Raw genomic sequence first — 15,072 nt, forward strand, 5'->3', positions numbered from 1 at the left:
CGGTACCGGCCGAGAATTGCGCCCCGTGCGCCCGACCCCACCCGTAGCGCTCAGGTAGCCCTCAGGGCAATATCAGGTTCGAGTCACCGAACTCGTGCCAGAGGTAGCGTTCGGCCAGGGCGGCCTCGTAGGTGGCGGTGAGCAGCTCGCTTCCGGCGATGGCGGTGAGCATCATCAGGTGGGACGACTTGGGCTCGTGCAGGCCGGTGATGAGGCCGTCCACGGCCTGGACGCCGCGTTCGGGCGTCACGATGTGCTCCGTCCATCCCTTGGACGGCTGGACGTGTCCAGAGGCGTCCACGGACGTCTCCAGCGCGCGGACGGCGGTCGTCCCTACAGCGATCACGCGTCCGCCGCGGGAGCGGACGTGCTCGACCAGCGCGGCCGTCGGCTCGGGGACCTCGTACCGCTCGGCGTACGGCGGTTCGTGCGCCTCGGGTGACGCGACCCCTGTGTGCAGGGTGATTGGTGCCATCAACACGCCATGCGACACCAGCCGCGTCACCAGTTCAGGCGTGAACGGACGGCCCGCGCTAGGCATTTCCGCACTGCCCGTTGACCTGTCGCTGGCGAAGACCGTCTGATACGAGGCGGTCGGCCAGTCTTGGCGGACGTACCCGTACCGGATGGGCACCCCGTGTCGCCGCAGGTAGGGAATGACGTCAGTGCTCAATCGCGCTTGCCAGAGCCGGTCTGTGTGCCGTCCGACGAGCGTGAGGGTGGCCCCGCCGGGCAGCGGGATCCATTCGCCGGGGGAGCCGCCCGTGTAGGGGTGGCTGGACTTCCCGGTGAGACGGCGAAGCTCGGTTATCCACAGGTGCTCGTCCGCGCCCGGAACCGGCGTCGAGAAGTGGACACTGATCCTGTCGAGCCGGACGGCGGCGGGCAGCGTGGCCGACGTGTTGACGACCAGCAGATCCCCGGGGGTGAGCAGTGCGGGCAGATCGCGGAACTCGTGATGGGAGACCTCGCCGGCGGCGCGGCGCGAGACGAGGAGCCGGACGCCGTCGCGGGTCCGGCCGCGCGCCTCGGGCGGCTCGTGGGCCTCCAGGGCGGTGGGGAGGGTGAATTCGACGGTCATTTCCTGACCTCCAGCCGGAGAGCGGCGATCACGCCGATCGCGGCGATCGCGGCGAACAGCGCCCCGGCGACGGCGAGGCCCGTGTCGAGCCTGTCCGCGCCGAAGCCGGCGACCAGCGCGCCCGCGACCCCGACCACGAGGGACGAGCCGAGGGTGTCGCTGATCTGCAGCGAGGACGAATTGACGCCCTGCTCGTCCTCGGGCGACAGGTCGAGGAGCAGGACGGAGAGGCTGCCGATGGCGAAGCCCATCCCGGCGCCGCCGAGGATCCACGCGGGCACGGCCAGCCAGCCGTTGACCTGCAAGGCGACGGCCGCGGCGGCGATCCCGGCGGCGACGAGCACGGCGCCGAGCAGCGCGTAGAACTCGCGGGGCCGCTTCGACCTGCCCTGGATCTGGGACGCCGCCGACCAGCCGAGCGCCCCGACCGTCAGGACGATCCCCGCCTGCGTCGCGCTGAAGTCGTGCAGCCGGGTCAGCGCCAGCGGGATGAACACGTCGGTGCCGAAGAACGCGCCGGACAGCAGGCCCCGGACGAGGATGACGCTCGGCAGCCCGCGGCGGAGCCGGAGCGTCCCGGCGGGCAGCAGCCTCGGCAGCCCGAACGCGAGGCCCGCGAGCCCGGCGACGGCGGTGAGCGCCATCGTCCAGCCCGGCCGGTCAAGGCCGTACAGAAGGCCACCCGCCCCGGCCGCCACAACGACGGCGGCCAGATAGCGGCCCTTGTCGACCGGCGGCGCGGCGTCCACGGACTTGATGCCGCGCAGCGCGGGCACCAGCAGCAACGTCGGAGGGATCACCAGCGGAACCAGCCCGAGGAACACCCACCGCCAGTCGACGTGCTCGGCGACGAGCCCGCCGATCGCCGGACCGATCAGCGACGGGAGCACCCATGCCGCCGACAGCGCCGCGAACACCCGGGAGCGCAGCTCCTCCGGATAGACGCGGGCGATCACGACGTACATCGCGACCAGCGAGACACCCGTCCCGAGCCCCTGCACGGCACGCCCGGCGACGAACACCCACATGGACGGCGCCGCCCCCGCGATCACCAGCCCGGCGACGAACGTCCCGAGCCCGATCATGAACGGCCGGACGGGCCCGGACCGGTCGATCCACCCACCCGCCAGCACCGTCGACAGCAGGCTCATGATCAGCGTGGCGCTGAACCCCCACGCGTACAGCGCCAGACCGTCCAGATCACCCGCCACCACCGGCATCACGGTCCCAACGGCCATGCTCTCGAACGCCAGCAGCGTGACGACCGTGACAATCCCAAACGTCGTCCCCCGAAACCCAACACCAAGCACCCCCCGCGCACCGCCCGCCAAACCCCCCACCCGCCCAACCCCCGCCTGGTCAAGCGTCGCCTGGTCGAGGGTCCGCTGGTCGGGCGGCGGCTGGTCGGGCGGCGCCTTCTCAAGGGCTGGGGCGGGTCCCGCCTGCTTTGGCGTCGATTCGGCGTCCGTCCGGCCCGAGGGCTCCGTCTGGTCGGGGTTCAGGGCGGTGGTCATCGTGCACCCGCCAGGTCTGAGGCGCGGTAGCGGCCGCTGGGGAGTCGGGTGGTCACTAGGTGGTGGAGTGCGGCGGCGGCCTCTTCCGGTGGTGGGGCGGAGTCGGCGTCCTCGCCTGCGGCGCGGAGCATCTCGGTGTTCATCTCGCCTGGGTCCGTCCACCAGACGGCCACCTCCGGCTCCTCGGCGGCCAGGACGTTCGAGAGCTGCTCCAGCGCCGCCTTGGACGACCCGTAGCCGCCCCAGGTCTCGTAGTCCTCCACGGCCGCGTCCGAGGTGATGTTGAGGATCGCGCCGCGCCGTTCCCGCAGGCTCGGCAGGACGTCCTGGATCAACGCCAGCGGCGCCAGCACGTTCGTCGCGAACGTGTCCGCCAGATCGGTGACGGGCAGGGCGGCGAGCCGGTACATGGGCGTCGGGCCCAGGGTGCTCGCGTTGTTGACGAGCAGGTCGAGCCCGCCGTCCACGGCCCGGACGAGGTCCGCGCGGTGCGCCGGGTCGGTGACGTCCCCGGCGATGGCGGCGACGCTCCCGCCGATGTCGTCGGCCGCGGCTGCCAGCGCGGTCGCGTCGCGGGCGTCGATGACGAGGTGCCAGCCGTCCCGGGCGAGTTCGCGGGCGAGTGCCCGGCCGAGCCCCCGGGAGGCCCCGGTGATCAGTGCTGTCTTCATGCTCTCGACGCTAGGAACCAGCGCCGTTCGGGGCATCGGCCGTCGGGCCCGCAGGACGGTGGTCAGATGGTCCTAGGACCGCCGTCCCGGACCCCCGGGCGGCACGGGCGGAGACGTCGTCCCCCGGGCTGATTCGAGAAGTCCCGCGCAGCGAGTACGGTCTTCACATGTGAGCGCCGCGAGGCGCTGGGCCAGCGGAGACGAGAGGCCGGGATGGAGACGGGCGAAGGCGGCAGCGGCGGCCAGGGCGTGACCCTGCGCGCCGTGAGCTCCGCCGTGCTCGCGGTGACCCGGCACCTGTCCGTACACGAGGTGCTGCAGGTGATCGTCCGGGCGGCGGCGCAGCTGCTGGACGCCCGCTACGCGGCCCTCGGCGTCCCGGACGACGAGGGCTCGTTCGCCGAGTTCGTCGTCGAGGGCGTCTCCGACGAGGAGTGGGAGCGCATCGGCCCGCTGCCCCGCCAGCACGGCATGCTCGCCGCGATGCTGCACGGCGACACGCCCAAGCGGCTCGCCGACATCCGCAGGGAGCCGGAGTTCGAGGGCTGGCCGCACGCGCACCCCGTCCTGAAAGACTTCCTGGGCGTGCCGATCCGGGACGGCGAGGACGTCATCGGCATCATCTTCCTGGCCAACAAGAAGCGTCCCGGCGGCTTCACCGAGGACGACGAAGAGCTCCTCACCCTGTTCGCCGCGCACGCCGCGATCGCCGTGACGAACGCCCGCCTGTACGAGCACAACCGCGAGCTGACGGTCGTCGCCGAACGCAACCGCATGGCCCGCGAGCTGCACGACGCCGTCGCGCAGAAGCTGTTCTCGCTGCGCCTGACCGCCCGCACCGCGTCCGCGCTGGCCGAGCGCGACCCCGTCCGGACGGTCCAGGAGCTGGAGCAGGTCGAGCGGCTCGCCGCCGAAGCCCTCGCCGAACTCCGCGCCGTGATCTTCGAGCTGCGCCCCGCGGACCTCACGGACGGCCTGGTCTCCTCGCTGCGCAAGCACGTCGAGGTCCTCGACCGGGCGCACGAGACGACCGTGCGCATCGCCGCCGACGAGGCCGTCGTGCTGCCCGAAGACCAGGAGGCCGTCGCGTTCCGCATCACGCAGGAGGCGCTCTACAACGCGCTCCGCCACGCCGGCGCGCGGACCGTCGAGGTGCGGCTCGGCACGCGGGACGGGCAGGCCGTGCTGGAGGTCGCCGACGACGGCTCCGGGTTCGACGCGTCCGACACGGCGGCCGAGCAGCAGAACGGCCTCGGCCTCGCGTCGATGCGCGACCGCGCCTACTCGATCGGCGGCGAGCTGACGATCGACGCCGCGCCCGGCCACGGCACGACCGTCCGGCTGGAGGTGCCGCTGTGACCGCCAACGGACGCGAGCCGTCCTCCCCGCCGGGGGTCGACCCCCCACGCCCCCCGGGAAGAGCGCCGATCAGGGTCCTGATCGCGGACGACCATCCGGTCGTCCGGCAGGGGCTGCGCACCTTCCTCGGCATCCAGGACGACATCGAGGTCGTCGGCGAGGCGGAGGACGGCACGTCGGCCGTGACACTGGCCGAATCCCTGGAGCCCGATATCGTGCTCATGGACCTCAAGATGCCGGGCGCCGACGGCCTGACAGCGCTGACGGAGCTGCGGGCACGCGGGGTGGCGGCACGGGTCCTGGTCCTGACCAGCGTCACGGAACGCGGGCACGTGCTGCCGGCCGTTCAGGCGGGCGCTGCCGGGTACCTGTACAAGGACGTCGACCCGCAGGCGCTCGTCCAGGCGATCAGGGCGGTCAACGACGGGCACGTGCTGTTCGCGCCCGACGCGGCCGAGGCGATGATGGCGGACGGGCCGGACGCGCACGACGACCGCGGCCTGGCCGCGCTGACCGAACGTGAACGGGAGGTGCTCGTGCACATCGCGCGGGGCAGATCCAACCGGGAGATCGCCCGCGCGCTCGTGGTGTCCGAGAAGACGGTCAAGACGCACGTCAGTAATCTGCTCATGAAACTGGGAGTCCAGGATCGGACGCAGGCGGCGCTCTACGCCGTCCGGCACGGCGTCGGCACGTCCGGCGCCGATGGCGAGGCAGCCGCCCGCGACTGATACAACTCCTCTGACCGGATCGTCATCGAAATTGGTATGAACGTAGCTATCAGATACGCAGCAGGCAGCGACATCGGCTGCAACCGAGAGAACAATGAGGACTCGGGGTACGCCGGTGCGCGGCTGATCGCGGTCGCGGACGGCATGGGCGGCTACGCGGGCGGTGAGGTCGCGAGCTCGACCGTCATCGGCTCCCTGCGCTCACTCGACACCGACGACCCGCAGGACGATCTCGTCGACATTCTGGGCCGCGCCGTGGCGGAAGCCAACGAGAAGCTGCGCATCGTCCGGGAGGAACGTCCCGACCTGAGCCGCATGGGCACGACGCTCACCGCCATGCTGTGGTCGGGCGAGTCCGTCGCGCTGGCGCACGTCGGCGACTCGCGCGGCTACCTCCTGCGCGACGGCGAGCTGTTCCAGATGACGCAGGACCACACCATGGACGAGCTCCTCAAGGCGGAGGCCGAACAGGCGGGCCAGACGGCCGACCCGGCGGAGACGTCCCGGCTGTCGCACGTCCTGTACCGGGTCCTGGACGGACGCGAGGACCGCGAACCCGACCTGCGCCTCCGCGAGGCCCGGCTCGGCGACCGCTACCTCCTCTGCTCGGACGGCCTCAGCGGCCCGGTCGACGCGCAGCGCATCTACGAGATCCTCTCCGCCGAGGCCGACCCGCAACGCGCCGTCGACCGCCTGATCGAACTCGCCCGCGAGAACGGCGGCCCCGACAACATCACCGCCGTCGTCGCCGACGTCATCGAATCCGACCACGTCACCACCACCGACCCCCCCATGGTCGTAGGCGCCGCCGCCCAGTCCTGACCCCACCCACACCACGCCACCCCAACAACCGCCTCACCCCGCACCCACGCCCTCCCGTCCTGCCCCCCGACATCACAAACTTTCTGGCGCCCTCACCTCCCCGCGCTTCCATTTCCCGTGCGCTCGCCTTCTTGCGCCTCCACCGCCCGGCCCCGTCATCTCTCCGCGCACCCGTTCCGGCGCCTGCCCACGTATCGCCGAGCGCGCCTCCCCGCCCATCACCCTCCGGGTCTTCGCCCTCCCCTCCTGCGCTCTTCGCTCCTATCCACCCGCTCTGCGCCTCCGCGCCTGCACTTGCTCCCATCCACTCACTTCACGCCTCCGCGCCTCCGCGCCTTCACGCCTCCGCGCCTTCACGCCTCCGCGCCCGCGTGCCTGCGCGGCTCCGTGCCTGCGGGACTCCGTGCCTGCGGGCCTGCGGGCCTGCGGGCCTGCGGGCCTGCGGGCCTCCGTGCTTGCGGGCCTCCGGCACCCCGGCACCCCGGCGCCTTCTCCTTCCCGCGCTCTCGCTTCGCTGCTACTTGTCTTCAGCGCGCGTGCGTCTCAGTCGGCGCGTCATGGGCGCGGCGCGTGTTTTGCGCTTATTCGCGGTCCTGTGTTGTGGTGGCTTCGGCATGGCGATCCGGGTGTGTTCGAGGGTTTGCTTGGGTTGTTCGGAGGTCCTGGGGGCGTGTTCTTCGCCACGTTTTCGTTTGGGTTCGTCGGGGGTGTCGGCATGTTTGGGGCGAGGTCTGCAGACGGCGGTTGGTGTCGTGTTTTCGTCCGATTCGTTGGACTCATCGGGCGAAAGAGTGCCCATGTAGCTGGCGATTTGTCCTACTCTTGCCCCTGGGGCGGTGTCGCTGAGCACTGGGTAACGGTCCGATCGCAGATCGTTGCCAGGGCTTGACCCGCCTCAGGGTGCACCCGGTATACGGGTCACTCACCTGTATGTCATCGAGGCGGAGGATTCGTTGGGGGGAGCGCCCGGGGCGGCGGCCACCAGTGCACCGGAAGGTGTGCTCGGGGGGATCGTCAGCCGGACCCTCACCGCAGCGCGGCACGGACCCCTGGGTGTGGTGCTGCGTGTTGCGGCGATGGCCATCGCGGCCGTCGGCGCGTCATGGATCCACCGTGTCAACGACCCCGGCGTGCTCTGTCCCCTACGGGCGCTCACCGGAATCCCGTGCCCCATGTGCGGGAGCACCACCGTGTTCATCGAGCTCGGCGGGGGCCGTCCGGCCCAGGCCGCGCTGGCGAACCCGGTGGCGCTCACCGGCGCGATCGCCGTGGCGCTCGCACCATTGGGACCGGGAGGACGGTGGTGGGCACTCCAGCCGAAGACCCGTGCCTGGATGCTCGGCACCGCCCTCGTGGGGTCGGAGCTGTGGCAGCTCGTCCGGTTCGGTGTTCTGCGGGTTTGAGCCGCGGTCGGTCCTCGGTCAGACTTGCGGAGCCCACCGGGTCCGGCGGGCGTCACACAACCACAGGGTCAATCAATAAGGAGCAAGTGTGGGTAACCCCTACGACCCCTACGGTCAGCAGCAGCCGGGCTACGGGCAGCAACAGCCCGGGTACGGCCAGCAGCCCCCAGCCCAGCCCGGCTACGGCCAGCCGGCCCAGCCCGGGTACGGCCAGCCCCCGGCGCAGCCCGGCTATGGCCAGCAGCCCGCGCAGCCGGGTTACGGCCAGCCCCCGGCGCAGCCCGGGTACGGCCAGCAGCCTCCCGCCGCCCAGCCCGGGTACGGCCAGCCGGCGGGGCCGCCGGCCCAGCCCGGCTACCAGGAGGTGCACCACCACCACTACGGCGGCTCGGGTGGCCAGCTGGCGGAGTGGGGCTCGCGTGCGGGCGGCTACATCATCGACATCCTGATCATCGGCGCTCCCGCCGGCGTGCTGTACTTCATCGCCGGCCTCCTCGCCGGCTCGGGCAGCGGCGGCGCCGCCGTCATCGCGCTGCTGTTCTACTTGATCGGGTTCGCCGTGTACGTCGGCGCCTTCCTGTGGATCGTCTACCAGGAGGGCACGACCGGCCAGTCCATCGGCAAGAGGCAGATGGGAATCCGCCTGGTCAGTGCGCAGACGGGCCAGCCGATCGGGTTCGGCATGGCGTTCGTCCGCAAGATCGCGCACTTCCTGGACGGCATCCTGTGCTACGTCGGCTACCTCTGGCCGCTGTGGGACGACCGCAAGCAGACCTTCGCCGACAAGGTCTGCAACACCATCGTGGTCCGCAACTGATCGCCGGCCCGCGAGCCGGGGTTGCATCCCCCTGCACGACCTGAGCGGGGCGTCCCTTCCGGGGCGCCCCGTTTCGCATGCGTCCTACGGGACGGGGTCGAACGCGCTGTTGCAGGCGGCGACGAGGGCGCGCCGGACGGCGCCGTCCAGCAGCCGCAGGGCCTCACCCCGGCGCCTCATCTGGTCGGCGCTGAGGCCACCGTCATCCATCTGCCGGGCCAGGTCGACGACGAGGGACAGCCGTCCCGCGAGCGCGGCGACGCGGTGCGCGCGGGCCGGGTAGCCGGGGGCGAGCGGATGGTCGCCGCGGTCCGGGTCGCGCAGCGTGTCGAGCGCGTCGGCGATCTCGGGCGGCGCCCCGGCCAGGTCGTCGACGGTCAGGAGGGCCTCGGTGGCGTCCCGCATCGCGAGCGTGAGCTGCCGGTCGGCGTCCGCGAGGGACGGGACGTCGGGCGCGCCAGGGGACGCGTCATGGGTCGTCCAGCGAACGCCGACGTACGACGACCCGCGCCTGTCCTCGGACGGGACGAGCCCGATCGCGCGCTCGCCCAGCACCGCGACGACACCCGCGCCCGCGTCGATCGCCGCGCGGTTCAGGTCGGGCGGGCCGCTCAGCCCGAGGGGGTCGCCGGGCGCGGGCAGGGCGAGCCGCAGCGCCGCCATCCCGCCGACGCGCAGGTCGCCGAGGCCGCGGCGCAGCGTCACCTCCGCGGGCTCGCCGCCGAGGATCTGCGGGCCCGCGTTCTTCTCGACCGCGTCGACCGCCTCGTCCAGGCCGACGTGTCCGGTCAGCCAGGCATTGCCCCAGGCGACCAGCGCGGTCGCTGCGTCCTTGCTCATCGCCGTTCCCAATACTCCCTGATCGGCATGCGAACCACCATAAGCGCTCGGACCGACGGCGCCGCGGCGCCGGGCGGGAAACCCGGGGGCCACGCTCGCGCCGGGATCGCATAGGTTCTTTCCTGAGGTTCAGGGACCACCGGGATTGGGGACGAAGGCGCGCGATGGCCGGCGAGGTGCTTCAGCTCCGCGGAGTCGGGGTCAGGCGCGGCAGGGCGACCCTGCTGCGCGATGTCACGTGGACGGTGAACGAAGGCGACCGGTGGGTCATCGTCGGTCCGAACGGCGCCGGGAAGACGACCCTGCTCCAGATCGCCGGCGCGATGATGCATCCGTCCGAGGGCACGGCCGAGATCCTGGACGAGGAGCTCGGCCGGACGGACGTGTTCGAGCTGCGCCCCCGGATCGGCCTCGCGAGCTCGTCCCTCGCGGAGAAGGTCCCGTCCGGTGAGAAGGTCATCGACCTGGTGCTGACCGCGTCGTACGCGATCATCGGGCGCTGGCGGGAGGAGTACGACTCGACCGACGTGAGCCGCGCCGTCGCGCTGCTGGACGCGCTCGGCTGCTCCGACCTGATCCGGCGGACGTTCAGCACGCTGTCGGAGGGCGAGCGCAAGCGCGTCCAGATCGCCCGCGCGCTGATGCCGGACCCCGAGCTGCTCCTGCTGGACGAGCCCGCCGCCGGCCTCGACCTCGGCGGCCGCGAGGACCTCGTCGCCCGCCTCGCCGCCCTCGCCGACGACCCGGGCGCGCCCACGATGGCCATGGTCACGCACCACGTGGAGGAGGTCCCCGAGGGCTTCACGCACGCGCTGCTGCTCCGCGGCGGCGAGGTCGTCGCCCAGGGCAAGGTGGACGAGGTCTTCACCACGGAGCACCTATCGGACACCTTCGGCCTCCCCCTCGCCATCGACCGCCAGAACGGCCGCTGGTACGCCCGCTCCACCCGCTGACCCGCCGGGCCCGCCCCGCCCCCGCCCCAGCCCGCCGAGGGGGTTGCCGTGGTGGGTGGTCTGGCCGTTGAAACGGGGTGGTTCGTCCCAGAAGCACCCCCAGTTACCGGTGGTGGACGGCGGTGTCCCTACGATGTGTGCGCCGTAGTGAACTCTTAGCGCCGGGGTGGAACCGACTTGAACCTGCTGGACGCGGTCGCGGTGTTCGCGGCCGGGGTCGCCGCCGGCGGCATCAACACGGTCGTGGGTTCCGGCTCGCTGATCACCTTCCCGACGATGGTGGCGCTCGGTTACCCGCCCGTGGTGGCGAACGTGTCCAACAACATCGGGCTCGTCCCGGGCAGCGCGACCGGCGCGTACGGCTACCGCGCGGAGTTGAAGGGGCAGCGCGACAGGCTGCTGCGGCTCGGCGTCGGCTCGCTCGTCGGCGCGGTGGCGGGCGCGCTCCTCCTCCTCAGCCTTCCCGCCGAGGCGTTCGACGTCATCGTCATCGCGCTGATCGCGATCGCGGTGGTCCTGGTGGTGGTGCAGCCGCGCCTGCAGAAGTGGGTGCTGCGCCGCCGCGAGGGCGAGCACCGTCCGCACGGCGGGCCGGCGCTGTGGGTCGCCGTCCTGCTCGCGGGCATGTACGGGGGGTACTTCGGCGCCGCGCAGGGCGTCATCCTCATCGCGCTCCTCGGCATCATGCTGGACGAGGACCTGCAGCGCGTGAACGCGGCCAAGAACGTCCTGTCGGCCATCGTGAACGGCTCCGCCGCGGTGGTGTTCACGCTCATGTGGCTGTTCTCCGACACCAGGGTGAACTGGTGGGCGGTGCTGCTGATCGCGTCCGGCGCCACCCTCGGCGGGCTGATCGGGGCCCGTGTCGGACGCCGCATCCCGCCGCTGGTGCTGCGCGGCGTCATCGTGGTCGTCGGCGTCGCGGCGATCGTCAATCTCCTGGCCTGACCAGCGCATTCTCGCCCGGCGCGCAGGGTTGGGCGCCGGTTCTTCCGGGTATAAGTCGAATATACGTTCGACTACCGGAGGTTCGCACGGATGAAGGGCGACAGGGTCGAGATCGTCATCGATGCCGGTGGCGAGGGAACGCGGACGTACGAGGTCGTGGCGAGCCGGGCGGGCCGCCGCGTGGAGATAGCGACCCGCCGCGGAGTCGTGGAGGTCAGCGAGGTCACCCGTACGGGCACCGCCGTCCGCACGGCCCGGTTCATGTCCAGCAGGGTGCTGGCCCTGGTCGAATACCCCACCTCCGACCAGGCTCACGAATCCGAATAACCGGCACGCCGGGCGGCGTCATGGGCTAGGATCGAACATATATTCGATCAATGCCTGCAGTGGCCGGCCCGGACACCCCGGACCGGCCCGACCTTCGACGTAAGGCGGACCTGCCCATGACAGCATCGCCCGACGTCCTCGCGACCTCCCTCAACGCCATCAAGAACTCCCAGGCGCGGCAGCGTCCGGTCATCATGATCACCTACACCGCGGACGGCCCGCCCCGGGTCTGCGTTCCCGACGCCGGAGAACTGCGCGTGATCGACGGCCGGCTGCTGCACGTGGCGATCTGGCCCGACAGCCCCACCGCGGCCGACCTGGACCGCGGCCTGCCCGTCCTGCTGATCGTCCCCGCTTCCCCGGACGTCCATCTCATCCGCGCCACGGCCCGCCGCCTGACCGGCGCCGCCATGGTGTGGGCCCACTTCGACCTCACGATCACATCAGCGCGGATCGCCGCCCGCGGTACCGCTCCCGCACCCTTCACCCAACCCGTGCGTCCCAGCGAACAGCCCGACGTCGGCGGAGAGCCCGCCGGCGGCGGAGAGCTCCTGACAAGCGTCCGCCAAAAGCGCCTGGTCAGAAGCCTCAGCTAGTCCGCCGCAACGCCCAGGTGAGCCAGGGTCCCGCCCCAGAGCCGGGGCTGGCCCTGGCTCACCCAGGGTGCCTTTACGCCCGCGCGCCTGGGTGATCGCACGGGCCGTGGCTCGGGGTTGCGGTAGGTCGCGCCTGGGTGATCGCACGGGCCGCGGTTAGGGGGCGCGGTAGATCGCGCCTGGCCGTGGCGTCAGCGTCCGGCAAGAGCGGCTGGTTAGAAGGCTCAGTTGACCCGTCGGAATGCCCAGGTGAGCTGGGCCCGCCGCAAGGGTCGGGGTGCCCTGGCTCACCCACCCAAGGCGCCCTACGCCCGCGCGTCTGGGTGATCGTATGGGCCGTGGCTTGGGAGGGTGGTAGGTCGCGCTGGCTGTGGCGTCAATGCGTGCTGTGATCGGGGGGGACGCCAGGTCAGTATGGGCGGACCTGGACGGTGCCGTCGTCCGTTACGCGGGTCTCGAAGGCGGGCTGGCGTGCTGTGGCGGGGCCGTGCACGACCGAGCCGTCCTGGACGCGGAACGTGCTGCCGTGCCAGGGGCAGATGACGCAGGTGTCGGCGTTGTCGTCGGTGACGATGCGGCCCTGGTGGAGCGGGCCGGCGAGATGGCTGCAGCGGTCGGCGAGGACGTGGATGTCGTCGCCTGTGCGCAGGACGAACAGGCCGATGTAGCCGAGGCGGCGGTGGACAGGCCAGCCGTCCGGGAGCTCTTCGGCGGCGCAGAGGTCGTGCCAGCCGAGGGGGACGAGGTGGCCGATCTGGTCGGCGTGGCTGGCGCCCGCGGCCTGGCGGAACGCGAGGTGCCCGCCGAGGTAGCTCCCGGCGAAGAGGGCGGTGAGGCCGGCGAAGCCGAAGGCGCGTCCGGCGGCGTCCCGGCCCTGGCAGCGGGCCACGAGGGACAGGGAGTACAGCGTGCTCGCCGTCGCCATCCCCGCCGCGTGGACGAGCCCGACGCGCTGCTGCTCGCGATGCAGCGCGGACCAGTCGGCGACGCCGGTGAGGACGGCCGGAACGGCGCTCGCGAGCCCGGCCGCCACGAGCGTCTGGGACGCGCGGCGCCCCCCGGGCATCAGGTCGAGGACGGCAGCGGACACCCAGAACCCGATGGGCGCGTCCGTGAGCGGCGGGTGGGCGGGGTGACCGAAGGGGACGCCGTGGAGGGCGTCCTTGACGGGGCCGGGCGGCAGCGTCCGCCGGACGGCCGTGGAGAGGGTGCGGACGACGCGGTCGAGGACCCGGGCCTGTTCCAGCCCTTCGGTGGCGTCGGCGAGCCGCGCCGACCCCTGGGGCCGGGACATGCGCCGGAATATGTTCGCCCTGCGATTCATGCCCCTCCTCCGCGGCTCTGCTGGACCCCTGTCGCGACACTAGTCTTCCGCGTTCACCTGCGGCCAGTCATACGTACCTGTAGGCGGAGGGGGCTAAACCACGGGGTCAGCGCGCCCGCGCGGCAGGAGGCGGCCGGGCGGCGGTGCGGCCGCCCGGCCGCTTCGTGGGGCGTGGTCAGCCGGAACACGCCCCGGGAGGGACGGCGTCGAGGTAAGGCCGTCCCCGCGGGTTGGTCAGGAACCGTTCACGCCGAGGCCCTTGGCGACGCGGTCGCCGAGGTCCTTGTGGACGTTGCGCCAGTACTCGACGACGCGCTTCTTCATGTCGCCGGTCACCTCGGGCGCGTTCGCGTGCAGCAGGATGTTGTGCACCATGTGGTCGCGGTCGACGTCCGAGAGGACCTTCTCCCACAGGGCGCGGGCCTGGCCGTGGTCGTCGTCCTCGCGGTGCAGCGTGTAGGCGCTGCGGACGATCTCGCCCGCCACCCCGTAGGTGTCGCCCGTCCAGAGGGAGGGGTCGGCCACGGGCCCGCCCACCGAGTTCGGTGCGTAGACCGGGTCGGCGGAGTTGACGTAGGTCATCGCGCCGTCCTTGTTGTAGGTGTGGACGGGCGCCTTCGGGCGGTTGACCGGCAGTTGCAGGTAGTTCGGGCCGATCCGGTAGCGGTGGGTGTCCGGGTAGGAGAACAGCCGGCCCTGCAGCATCTTGTCCGGGGACGCGCCGATGCCGGGGACGAGGTTGGCGGGCTCGAACGCGGCCTGCTCGATCTCGGCGAAGTAGTTCTCCGGGTTCCGGTTCAGCGTCCACTTGCCGATGGTGATCGGCGGGTAGTCCGCATGCGGCCAGACCTTGGTGAGGTCGAACGGGTTGAACCGGTAGTCGGCGGCGTCCTCGAACGGCATGATCTGCACCTGCACCGTCCAGGACGGGTGGTCGCCGCGCTCGATCGCCTCGTAGAGGTCGCGGATGTGGACGTCCGGGTCCTGCGCGTCGGCCTCTTCGGCGGTGAAGTTCTTGATCCCCTGGTCGGTCTTGAAGTGGTACTTGACCCAGAACTTGTCGCCGGCGGCGTTGTACCAGAGGAACGTGTGCGAGCCGTACCCGTTCATGTGCCGCCAGGACGCGGGCGTGCCGCGGTCGGTCATGAGGAGCGACACCTGGTGGGCGGACTCGGGCGACAGCGTCCAGAAGTCCCACTGCATGTTGTTGTCGCGCAGGTGGTTGTCGGCGCGGCGCTTCTGCGAGTGGATGAAGTCGGAGAACTTCTGCGGGTCGCGGATGAAGAAGATCGGCGTGTTGTTGCCGACGAGGTCGTAGTTGCCCTCGTCGGTGTAGAACTTGATCGCGAAGCCGCGCGGGTCGCGTCCGGCGTCGGCGCTGCCGAGCTCCCCGGCGACGGTGCTGAACCGCACGAGCGACTCGGTGCGGGCGCCCTTCTGGAAGAGGCTCGCCCGCGTGTACTGGCTGACGTCCTCGGTGATCTCCAGGACGCCGTACGCCCCGCCGCCCTTGGCGTGGACGACCCGCTCCGGGACGCGCTCGCGGTTGAAGTGCGCCATCTTCTGGATCAGGTAGTGGTCCTGCAGCAGCAGCGGGCCGTTCGGGCCCACGGACTGCGAATGGGCGTCGCTCGGCGCGGGGATCCCGGCGTCGGTGGTGGTGGTCGGCCTGTCGGACATGGGCGC

15 protein-coding genes are annotated in these 15,072 nt (G+C 71.6%); 9 read left to right on the forward strand and 6 right to left on the reverse strand.

Annotated elements, in window-relative coordinates:
• Positions 1–61: 61 nt before the first annotated feature.
• The 3 genes from ACH35V_RS41245 to ACH35V_RS41255 form a co-directional block, all read right to left on the reverse strand.
• Positions 62–1,081 (reverse strand): S-adenosylmethionine:tRNA ribosyltransferase-isomerase, encoded by a 1,020-nt coding sequence (locus ACH35V_RS41245; RefSeq protein ID WP_395980342.1) that lies wholly within the window; start codon positions 1,079–1,081, stop codon positions 62–64.
• Positions 1,078–2,421, reverse strand: a complete 1,344-nt coding sequence (locus ACH35V_RS41250) for an MFS transporter (protein ID WP_395980374.1) — start codon at positions 2,419–2,421, stop codon at positions 1,078–1,080. The genes ACH35V_RS41245 and ACH35V_RS41250 overlap by 4 nt, the downstream gene beginning before the upstream one ends.
• Before the next feature lie 170 nt (positions 2,422–2,591).
• Complete coding sequence (locus tag ACH35V_RS41255) at positions 2,592–3,266, reverse strand: SDR family NAD(P)-dependent oxidoreductase (RefSeq protein WP_395980343.1); 675 nt, start codon at positions 3,264–3,266, stop codon at positions 2,592–2,594.
• 213 nt (positions 3,267–3,479) lie between these two features.
• Here ACH35V_RS41255 and ACH35V_RS41260 point away from each other — a divergent pair, with 213 nt between their 5' ends.
• The 5 genes from ACH35V_RS41260 to ACH35V_RS41280 all read left to right on the forward strand — a co-directional run bounded on the left by ACH35V_RS41260 (position 3,480) and on the right by ACH35V_RS41280 (position 8,398).
• Positions 3,480–4,625, forward strand: a complete 1,146-nt coding sequence (locus ACH35V_RS41260; RefSeq protein ID WP_395980344.1) for a GAF domain-containing sensor histidine kinase — start codon at positions 3,480–3,482, stop codon at positions 4,623–4,625.
• Positions 4,626–4,693: 68 nt separating this feature from the next.
• The gene (locus tag ACH35V_RS41265) at positions 4,694–5,356 is read left to right on the forward strand and encodes a response regulator (RefSeq protein WP_395980375.1); all 663 of its coding nucleotides are present in this window, start codon (positions 4,694–4,696) and stop codon (positions 5,354–5,356) included.
• 36 nt (positions 5,357–5,392) lie between these two features.
• Complete coding sequence (locus ACH35V_RS41270; RefSeq protein ID WP_395980345.1) at positions 5,393–6,178, forward strand: PP2C family protein-serine/threonine phosphatase; 786 nt, start codon at positions 5,393–5,395, stop codon at positions 6,176–6,178.
• A gap of 1,055 nt (positions 6,179–7,233) precedes the next feature.
• Positions 7,234–7,581 carry a DUF2752 domain-containing protein gene (locus ACH35V_RS41275; protein ID WP_243719803.1) on the forward strand — a complete coding sequence of 116 codons (348 nt, stop codon included), beginning with the start codon at positions 7,234–7,236 and terminating at the stop codon, positions 7,579–7,581.
• A gap of 88 nt (positions 7,582–7,669) precedes the next feature.
• The gene (locus tag ACH35V_RS41280) at positions 7,670–8,398 is read left to right on the forward strand and encodes an RDD family protein (RefSeq protein ID WP_395980346.1); all 729 of its coding nucleotides are present in this window, start codon (positions 7,670–7,672) and stop codon (positions 8,396–8,398) included.
• A gap of 84 nt (positions 8,399–8,482) precedes the next feature.
• On the opposite strand, the gene ACH35V_RS41285 is transcribed toward ACH35V_RS41280, so the two are convergent.
• Positions 8,483–9,238 carry a hypothetical protein gene (locus ACH35V_RS41285; RefSeq protein ID WP_395980347.1) on the reverse strand — a complete coding sequence of 252 codons (756 nt, stop codon included), beginning with the start codon at positions 9,236–9,238 and terminating at the stop codon, positions 8,483–8,485.
• Positions 9,239–9,402: 164 nt separating this feature from the next.
• On the opposite strand from ACH35V_RS41285, the gene ACH35V_RS41290 reads away from it, so the two are divergent.
• From ACH35V_RS41290 to ACH35V_RS41305, 4 genes are all read left to right on the forward strand, one after another.
• Positions 9,403–10,191, forward strand: coding sequence for an ABC transporter ATP-binding protein (locus ACH35V_RS41290; RefSeq protein ID WP_395980348.1), 789 nt, complete (start codon positions 9,403–9,405; stop codon positions 10,189–10,191).
• 177 nt (positions 10,192–10,368) lie between these two features.
• Positions 10,369–11,139, forward strand: coding sequence for a sulfite exporter TauE/SafE family protein (locus tag ACH35V_RS41295; RefSeq protein WP_395980349.1), 771 nt, complete (start codon positions 10,369–10,371; stop codon positions 11,137–11,139).
• A 90-nt stretch (positions 11,140–11,229) separates the two neighbouring features.
• The gene (locus ACH35V_RS41300) at positions 11,230–11,466 is read left to right on the forward strand and encodes a hypothetical protein (protein WP_328359731.1); all 237 of its coding nucleotides are present in this window, start codon (positions 11,230–11,232) and stop codon (positions 11,464–11,466) included.
• 116 nt (positions 11,467–11,582) lie between these two features.
• A complete protein-coding gene (locus ACH35V_RS41305) occupies positions 11,583–12,062 on the forward strand; it encodes a hypothetical protein (RefSeq protein WP_395980350.1) in 480 nt (159 codons plus the stop codon).
• A 409-nt stretch (positions 12,063–12,471) separates the two neighbouring features.
• On the opposite strand, the gene ACH35V_RS41310 is transcribed toward ACH35V_RS41305, so the two are convergent.
• Both ACH35V_RS41310 and ACH35V_RS41315 read right to left on the reverse strand, forming a co-directional pair.
• A complete protein-coding gene (locus ACH35V_RS41310) occupies positions 12,472–13,356 on the reverse strand; it encodes a Rieske 2Fe-2S domain-containing protein (RefSeq protein WP_395980351.1) in 885 nt (294 codons plus the stop codon).
• Between the two features lie 264 nt (positions 13,357–13,620).
• Entirely contained in the window at positions 13,621–15,066 is a 1,446-nt protein-coding gene (locus ACH35V_RS41315) for a catalase (protein ID WP_395980352.1), read from the reverse strand.
• Between the last annotated feature and the right edge of the window lie 6 nt (positions 15,067–15,072).

The sequence above is a fragment of the Actinomadura sp. 1N219 genome, from assembly GCF_044326405.1.
Taxonomy (GTDB): domain Bacteria; phylum Actinomycetota; class Actinomycetes; order Streptosporangiales; family Streptosporangiaceae; genus Spirillospora.